Source organism: Candidatus Electronema sp. TJ, from assembly GCF_048287355.1.
In the GTDB taxonomy this organism is placed as follows: Bacteria; Desulfobacterota; Desulfobulbia; order Desulfobulbales; family Desulfobulbaceae; genus Electronema.
The window spans coordinates 1-6824 of the sequence record NZ_JBLWEP010000131.1; the positions used below are offsets into that span (position 1 = coordinate 1).

6 protein-coding genes are annotated in these 6824 nt (G+C 61.0%); 3 read left to right on the forward strand and 3 right to left on the reverse strand.

Annotated features, from left to right (window positions below):
- Positions 1-171 precede the first annotated feature (171 nt).
- The 3 genes from ACNKID_RS09505 to ACNKID_RS09515 all read right to left on the reverse strand — a co-directional run bounded on the left by ACNKID_RS09505 (position 172) and on the right by ACNKID_RS09515 (position 3747).
- Positions 172-567, reverse strand: coding sequence for a DVU0772 family protein (locus ACNKID_RS09505; RefSeq protein WP_417913191.1), 396 nt, complete (start codon positions 565-567; stop codon positions 172-174).
- A 364-nt stretch (positions 568-931) separates the two neighbouring features.
- Positions 932-2137 carry a TraB/GumN family protein gene (locus ACNKID_RS09510; RefSeq protein WP_417913192.1) on the reverse strand — a complete coding sequence of 402 codons (1206 nt, stop codon included), beginning with the start codon at positions 2135-2137 and terminating at the stop codon, positions 932-934.
- A 20-nt stretch (positions 2138-2157) separates the two neighbouring features.
- Positions 2158-3747: a tetratricopeptide repeat protein gene (locus tag ACNKID_RS09515; protein ID WP_417913193.1), complete on the reverse strand. Its 1590-nt coding sequence runs from the start codon at positions 3745-3747 to the stop codon at positions 2158-2160.
- A 169-nt stretch (positions 3748-3916) separates the two neighbouring features.
- Here ACNKID_RS09515 and ACNKID_RS09520 point away from each other — a divergent pair, with 169 nt between their 5' ends.
- The 3 genes from ACNKID_RS09520 to ACNKID_RS09530 are packed head-to-tail and all read left to right on the forward strand — an operon-like array spanning position 3917 to position 6453.
- A complete protein-coding gene (locus tag ACNKID_RS09520) occupies positions 3917-4942 on the forward strand; it encodes an AAA family ATPase (RefSeq protein ID WP_417913194.1) in 1026 nt (341 codons plus the stop codon).
- A 6-nt stretch (positions 4943-4948) separates the two neighbouring features.
- Entirely contained in the window at positions 4949-5863 is a 915-nt protein-coding gene (locus ACNKID_RS09525) for a DUF58 domain-containing protein (RefSeq protein WP_417913195.1), read from the forward strand.
- Positions 5860-6453, forward strand: coding sequence for an LPXTG cell wall anchor domain-containing protein (locus tag ACNKID_RS09530; RefSeq protein ID WP_417913196.1), 594 nt, complete (start codon positions 5860-5862; stop codon positions 6451-6453). The genes ACNKID_RS09525 and ACNKID_RS09530 overlap by 4 nt, the downstream gene beginning before the upstream one ends.
- The last annotated feature ends 371 nt before the right edge of the window (positions 6454-6824 follow it).

A 6824-nucleotide genomic window follows, 5' to 3' on the forward strand; every position in this document is an offset into this window, starting at 1 on the left:
ATCGTATCGAGTATAACGACCGGCCCGCATCGGCAGTCTCTTTTCCCGCCTGACTGCCGCCGCGCCTCCGCACAATATGACAAGGCCGGATGTTTCCATCCGGCCTTTTGCTGTGTCGCCACAGAGGGGATATTTGCGAGCTGGAAAGCGGTCTCTGCCAGAATGACGGTCTCAGTGTTCCCTGCCGAACCATTCAACCGGCGGCCCTTCAATACGCACATTCAGCCATTCCTGAAGATCACGGTTCAGACGCTGGACTGTCCCGCCAGGCTTGATGCCGCCCTCTTTGCAGGAGGCCTCAAAAAGCTCTCTCGGCACTTCGATCTTCGCCAGCTCTTCGGCCCCGGCAACAGTGCGGTGCAGCAGGGTGACAAGCGGCGGCTCTTTCTCCCAGTCGTAGATGACGAAATAATAGCTCTCATCGCTGGCACTGGAAACGAAATCGTTGCCACGGATCCATCCTGTTCCCCACTCCAGATACATCTCAATAGCTTTTTCCGGGGTCATCGCCCAGTCAATACTGTTGGCCAGCGTTCTGTTTTGTCGGATTTCTGCAAGATTCAGCATGGCGCACCTCTCCATAGAATAGACAGCGGTTTCAGGTTGAACATATCCTCTGCTTTTGGGAGCAGATCAGCGCAGCAGGTGGCGCATGAAAGCCGGAAAGCCAGTTTGGCAGCCTGACAGCGCGCCGCTGCTCGAGTTCACTTAGTCGTCATCACCATATAATAATGGTTATCATTCATGGGGAATAATGTCAAGCAATGCGCCAATAATTTGTTTGCTTAACAGAGGAGAAACAGATTCATATTTTGGCTGAAAACCCAGATTGCGACCTGCAACGCTTGGGAAATCTATGCTTCCCCGCAGGTCTTGTCTTTTTGATCAGCAGAAAGAACAGTTGAGCAAGAAAGGAGGCAGAAAAACGCCCTCAGCTGAAAAGGCTGGTGAGAATCTTCCAGCCGCCCATGAAGGTGCCGAGCGACGCGCCGAAGCCAGGCAGCAGGAAGGCGAGAAAGACACGCAGAAGGCGGTTCCGGCACCAGCCGCGCAAGGTGCCAATATCAGCGGCCACGGTCTCAAATTCTTTAACCACCGGCGGCTGAACCATGACTTGGACAAAGGCGCAGACATGCCCAACGCCGATCACCGGACTGAGGGTGGTGATCGGCGCGGCGGCAAAGGCGGAAAGGATGGTCGCCGGATGAGACAAGGCCATGATTGCGCCGGCAGCGGCAGGCAGACCAGTGGCGAGCACCCAGAAGAGAACGTTGGATCCGGCTTCGCCCAAACCCTGCCGCACAGCGATGACCACGATAGAAAGCACAATCGCCGCAGGCACTGACCAGCCCACGACATGCCAGATTTTGCCTACCGGAGGAATGCTGCTGATCTCCGCCATTCTGCCGCTGTTGTCCTCCTGCATGGCCCGCGTGATCCCGGCCATGTGTCCAGCTCCGACCACCGCCACCACCCGTCTCCCTGCCGCAGCTTTGATCTTCTCGGCCATGAAGATGTCGCGCTCGTCAATCAGGGCGGCCTTTGCCGCAGGCATGGCCTTGCCGACCTCGTCCATCAGCTCGGAGAGCACGTCTTTCTGGCGCAGCTCAGCCAGCTTTTCCTCAGTCAGCTCGGTTTCGTCAAAGAGCGAGCTGATCAGCGCGGCGACCAAATAGCCTTTTTTCCACAAGGAGGCGGCCTTCCAAGCCCGGCGCAGGGTTATCCGCACGTCGCGGTCGCACAGCTCCATCGGAATGCCGTGCCGCTCCGCTGCCTTCGCCGCTGTCAGCAGCTCAGTGCCTGGCTGCACGCCGAGCTTGCCGCCGAGCTTCTTCTGATAGGAAGACAGCACCAAGTTGACCATCAAGGTGGAGAGCTGCTGCTTCTTGATGATCTGCTTGAGATCGAGATTCTCCCAATGCTGCGGCTTGGACAGGGCGGCGTAGCGCTTTTCATCAAGCTCTATGCAGACTGTGTCCGGCTGCTCCTGGTCGATGATCTCTTCGACCAGATCAACAGACTGCCGGGAGATATGCGCCGTGCCGACCAGGAGAATGGTTTGGCCGTTGTCGCGGCGGAGCACGGTCACATCATCAGAATAGCTGCGGGAAGGAAAGGCGGTGTCGCTCATGAACATGGGATAGGTGAAAGGAACACTCAGGCTCCGGCAAAGGAGTCCTGAAGCTGACGGAAATAATCCCGCGCTTTGGCTTTCTGGGCGGCAGGCAGACGGGCATCCAAATCCTGCCGTTGCAGACGGGCTTGCTGCTTCTCCGCCTCGCTCAGGCCGTTGTCGTGGCTGGCGGCGACGGAAAACCAAGCATGAGCGAGAGCATGATCTTGCGGACAGCCCTTGCCTTGCAGACAGCAGGCCGCCGCCTCCAGCTGCGCCGGGCCGTAATCAAGCTGAGCCGCGTAAAGCAGCCATTCAAAACTGAGCTGGGCATCCTGCGCCACCGCGTCGCCCGCCCCGTCGCGGCAGATCATCGCCAAGGCATGGGCTGCCGGGCCGTAGCCGAGATTGGCCGCCTCGGTCAGCCAGGTCACGCCTGAGGCAATGCTCTGCTCCACCTCCCATTCAGGATCGCCGCTGAGATAAACCTGCGCGGCCTCCACCTGCGCCTCAGCCTCGCCTGCCTCGGCCCGCTGTAAGAGCAGCTCGAAGGTGCTGGGGCGCAGCTCGGTTTCGCCGCAGAGCGTTTGCAAATGCTTCCGGTAGCAGAGCAGCTCTTCCAGCGTGATCGGCAGCAGGCCCATGAACAAGGCCGGGCGGCTGAGAAAGCTGTCCGCGCTGAGGGAGGCATGAGCGAAATCTTGTCCGGCCTGCGCCAGCAGCCTGGCCGGATTTGTTTTTTTCGGCGGCTGCTCGAAGCGGGCCGGGCAGATCAGCAGCTGCACGCCGTTCTTGTCTTTCAGCACGGCCTTGCAGACCGCCCAGCCGTCTTCCATCTCGCGGACATAAATTCCGCCGGTGAGCAGCTGATATTCCTCCCGCGCCTGTTCGCCCGGCTGCGCCAGACCGATGCCTTGCTGCACCAGACGGTTCAGCCAATAGCGGGCTTTCTTGCTGTCTCTGGGCAAAGCCGCGCCGAGCAGATAGCGGTCAGCCAGAGCGGCCATGGCGTTGCGGTCGTCGCGCCAGGCCGCGTAGGATCCAGCCTTGCGCAGCCACGGCGGCGCATTTTCGCTCAGGCAGTCGTAAATGGAATCCACATACAGCCGCCAGCCCCGGAAATCCTCGTCCGCCAACGCGCGGTCAGCCAGATGGATGCTGTTGACCGCGAAGGACTGGGCCGGAACCGGCAGATGCTCCGCGCCGAAAGAGCCGTCTATGGCATCCACACCAAGATGCAGCTCCTCATCGTCCAGCCGCTCAGGAATTTGCAGGAAGCGTCCGGCGTAGCGGAGGATATGCACCATGCTGTCCTCGGCGTGCACCACTTTGACCAAGCGGTACATGCCGCCGTTGCGCTCCTGCATGGCGTAAAGGCCGCCGGGCTGCGGCAGAGACCCAAGCTGCCGCGCCGCAGCGGGCGGCGGCTCCGGTTTGGCAGGCTCGGCAGCGGCGGGGCTGACGGTCAAATCCGGCGCAGGCGGCAGTTCCGCATTGATTTTGATGCCGTCCAAAACTGCGCAATCCTCTGTCCCGCCGTCCTCCTCATGGCGGAATGAGGCGGCCTCCAGCCGCCTGCGCCGGTCATTTGCGCCGGAATCTGCCAGTTTTTTGAGAAAATCGAAAAAAGCCATGCCCAGAACGTGCGGTGAAAGTTGCAATGTGTTCAGCGCGGAAGTATATATGATTTCTGAACAGTGTAGGCCGAAAAGCGGCGCGTGTCAATTGCTCTGGCAGTCTTCCTGCGCGGAGCGGAACAATGCGCCCGGCTGCCGGAGCCGGAGCGCGGAGGAGAGAAGAACGATGAATCAGAGCGTTGGCGGCGGCCCGGCTCAGGATCGGAGCCTGTCTGTGGCGGAAATCAGCCGTGCGGTGCGGGAAAGCGGGGCGTGGGCCGGGCTGCTGCGAAGCGAGCTGGCGAAACGCATCGTCGGCCAAGAGCGTCTGGTGGAACGGCTTTTGATCGGCCTGCTCACTGGCGGACACATCCTGCTGGAAGGGCTGCCCGGCCTGGCCAAAACCTTGGCGGTGAAAACCCTGGCCGCCGCAGTCTCGGCCAGTTTCCGCCGCATCCAGTTCACCCCGGACATGCTGCCTGCGGACATCATCGGCACAGAAATCTACAACCCCAGAGACACCAGCTTTGTGGTCAAGCAGGGGCCGATCTTCGCCTCGCTGATTCTTGCCGACGAAATCAACCGCGCTCCGTCCAAGGTCCAGTCGGCCTTGCTGGAGGCGATGCAGGAGCGGCAGGTGACCATCGGCGAAACAACCTTCGCCCTGCCGGAGCTGTTCCTTGTGCTGGCCACGCAAAATCCAATCGAGCAGGAAGGGACCTACCCGCTGCCGGAAGCGCAAGTGGACCGCTTCATGCTCAAGGTCAAAGTCGGCTATCCCACCCGCGAGGAGGAGCGGCGCATTCTGGACCTGCTTGATCACGCCGACGACAAAACGGTCATGCCGCCGATCCTCACGCCGGAAGAAATACTGGCCGCCCGCAAAATCGTGGACAGCATTTATGTGGACGAGCGGATCAAAGAGTATATCGTCAGTCTAATCTGCGAAACCCGCGAGCCGACCGGCCCCAACGCCGGGATGCGCGGCCACATCGAAACCGGAGCCTCGCCCAGGGCGACGATCAGCCTCAAGGCGGCGGCCCGCGCCTTGGCCTATCTCAGCGGGCGCGGCTACGTCATCCCGGACGACATCAAACACTGCGCCCCGGACGTGCTCCGCCACCGCATCCGCGTCAGTTACGAAGCCGAAGCCGAAGGCATCAGCAGCGAGGACATTATCCGCAGGCTGCTGGAGACTGTGCCAGTGCCCTGATTGCTTATGAAAACAGCGGCGGTCAGAGAAATTCTGAGAAAGGTGCGGCAGATCGAGGTGCGCACGCGGCGGATGGCGGACAGCAGCCTAGCCGGGAGCTATCATTCTGTCTTCAAAGGCCGGGGCATGAATTTCGACGAGGTGCGCGAATATGTGCCGGGCGACGAGATCAGAACCATAGACTGGAATGTCACCGCCCGCACCGGCGTTGCGCACGTGAAGAAATTCACTGAGGAACGCGAGCTGACCATCATGCTTCTGATTGATCTCAGCGCGTCAGGCGGCTTCGGCTCCGGCAGGCAGTCCAAGCGCGAGATGATGGCCGAGCTGGCCGCCGCGCTGGCTTTTTCCGCTGTGCGCAACAGCGACAAGGTCGGCCTGCTCCTGTTTTCCGATTTCGCCGAGCTGTTCATCGCCCCGGACAAAGGCCGCAGCCATATCCTGCGGGTGATCCGGGAGCTGCTTTTTTTTCAGCCGCAGGGCAAAGGCACTGACATCGGGGAGGCGCTGCATTTTTTCAGCCAAGTGGCGAAGCGGAAATGCGTGACCTTTCTCATTTCTGATTTTTGTCTGCCCGGCGATTTTGATGATTCGCTCCAGGAGCTGCGGCCCAAGCTGCAAGCCGCCGCCCGCCGCCACGACCTGATTGCGGTCTCGGTCACAGATCCGCGCGAGCTGGAGCTGCCCGACGCAGGCTGGATCACGCTGGAGGACGCGGAGACTGGCGAGCAGGTGCTGCTCAACAGTTCCGACGAAAAAACGCGGCTGGCCTACGCCAACCTGACCAGCGGGCAGCGGGAACGCTTTGCCCGCGCCTTGCGCGGCATGGGCATTGATCTGCTCCAGCTCTCTGCGGGCACGCCCTATCTTGCCGCCTTGATGGGCTTTTTCCGCGCCCGCAGCCGGAGGATGTCGCGATGAGCCGCCGCCTTGCTCTGCTCCTTGTTCTGCTGCTGCCTGCGCCGCTGCTGGCGCAGCCGCTTGCTCTGCCGATGCAGGACGAGCTGGCCGCAATAGACATAGAGCCGCCCCTGCCTTTGCCGGAGCAAAAGCCGCTCTGGCCGATAGCGGCGGGCGCAGGCCTGCTGCTCGGCGGCGTTCTGCTCTTTGTTGTTCTGCGGAGAAAAAAAACGCAGCCGCAGCCTGCGCCGCAGGCCCATGAGACGGCTCTGCTGGCACTGACGCAGGCGGACGCGCTGATTGCCAAGAAAGACTGCGCCGCCTTTGCCGCGCTTTTTGATCAGACCCTGCGCCGCTATTTGGAGCAACGCTTCGGCATCGACGCATCCCGGCAGACCGCTGGCGAGCTGATCTGTTTTCTTGCTGATCCTGAAGAAGAACAGCTCAAGGCGTATGCTGAAAGCCTGCAAAACTGGCTGGCGTTCTGCGAGGCGGCGAAATTCGCCGGAGCCGCGCTGAACGAGGCGGATATGGCGGAATTGACAGCGCAGCTCCGCGCCTTTGTCGAAGCGACGAAAAATGCCCTGCCGTGCGCCGCAACGCCGCGCTGAGCGCATCAGCACGGCAATGCGGCGCACATCAGCTTGATGAGCGCGGCGGCACGACGCTGCCGAGATTTTTGCGCCGCCGCGTTCGGCATCAAGGCAATTCTGAGCGCATCGCCTCAATGATCTCAGCGGCAAGGCGATGCGGAGATTTTCGAGCCGCTGATTTCGTCGGCAAGGCAAGGCCGGACTCTTTGCCTTGCTGACGAAATCAACGCGCTGCCGCCTCGCGCTTCATGACGCTGCGCGGCGCAATTGCGCAATGCCCGGCTGATCAGGGCGAAAGGTTTTTCGCCCCTTGTATTATGAGATTGGGATGGATTAGCATAGCTCATCCCGATGGAAGGAGAGCCGGATGCCGTTTCGCCCCTTGGGCC

Bases quoted from the DNA above. Each gene is read 5' to 3' on its own strand.
- ACNKID_RS09505 (WP_417913191.1), bottom strand. From the start codon at position 567: ATGCTGAATCTTGCAGAAATCCGACAAAACAGAACGCTGGCCAACAGT.
- ACNKID_RS09510 (WP_417913192.1), bottom strand. From the start codon at position 2,137: ATGTTCATGAGCGACACCGCCTTTCCTTCCCGCAGCTATTCTGATGAT.
- ACNKID_RS09515 (WP_417913193.1), bottom strand. From the start codon at position 3,747: ATGGCTTTTTTCGATTTTCTCAAAAAACTGGCAGATTCCGGCGCAAAT.
- ACNKID_RS09520 (WP_417913194.1), top strand. From the start codon at position 3,917: ATGAATCAGAGCGTTGGCGGCGGCCCGGCTCAGGATCGGAGCCTGTCT.
- ACNKID_RS09525 (WP_417913195.1), top strand. From the start codon at position 4,949: ATGAAAACAGCGGCGGTCAGAGAAATTCTGAGAAAGGTGCGGCAGATC.
- ACNKID_RS09530 (WP_417913196.1), top strand. From the start codon at position 5,860: ATGAGCCGCCGCCTTGCTCTGCTCCTTGTTCTGCTGCTGCCTGCGCCG.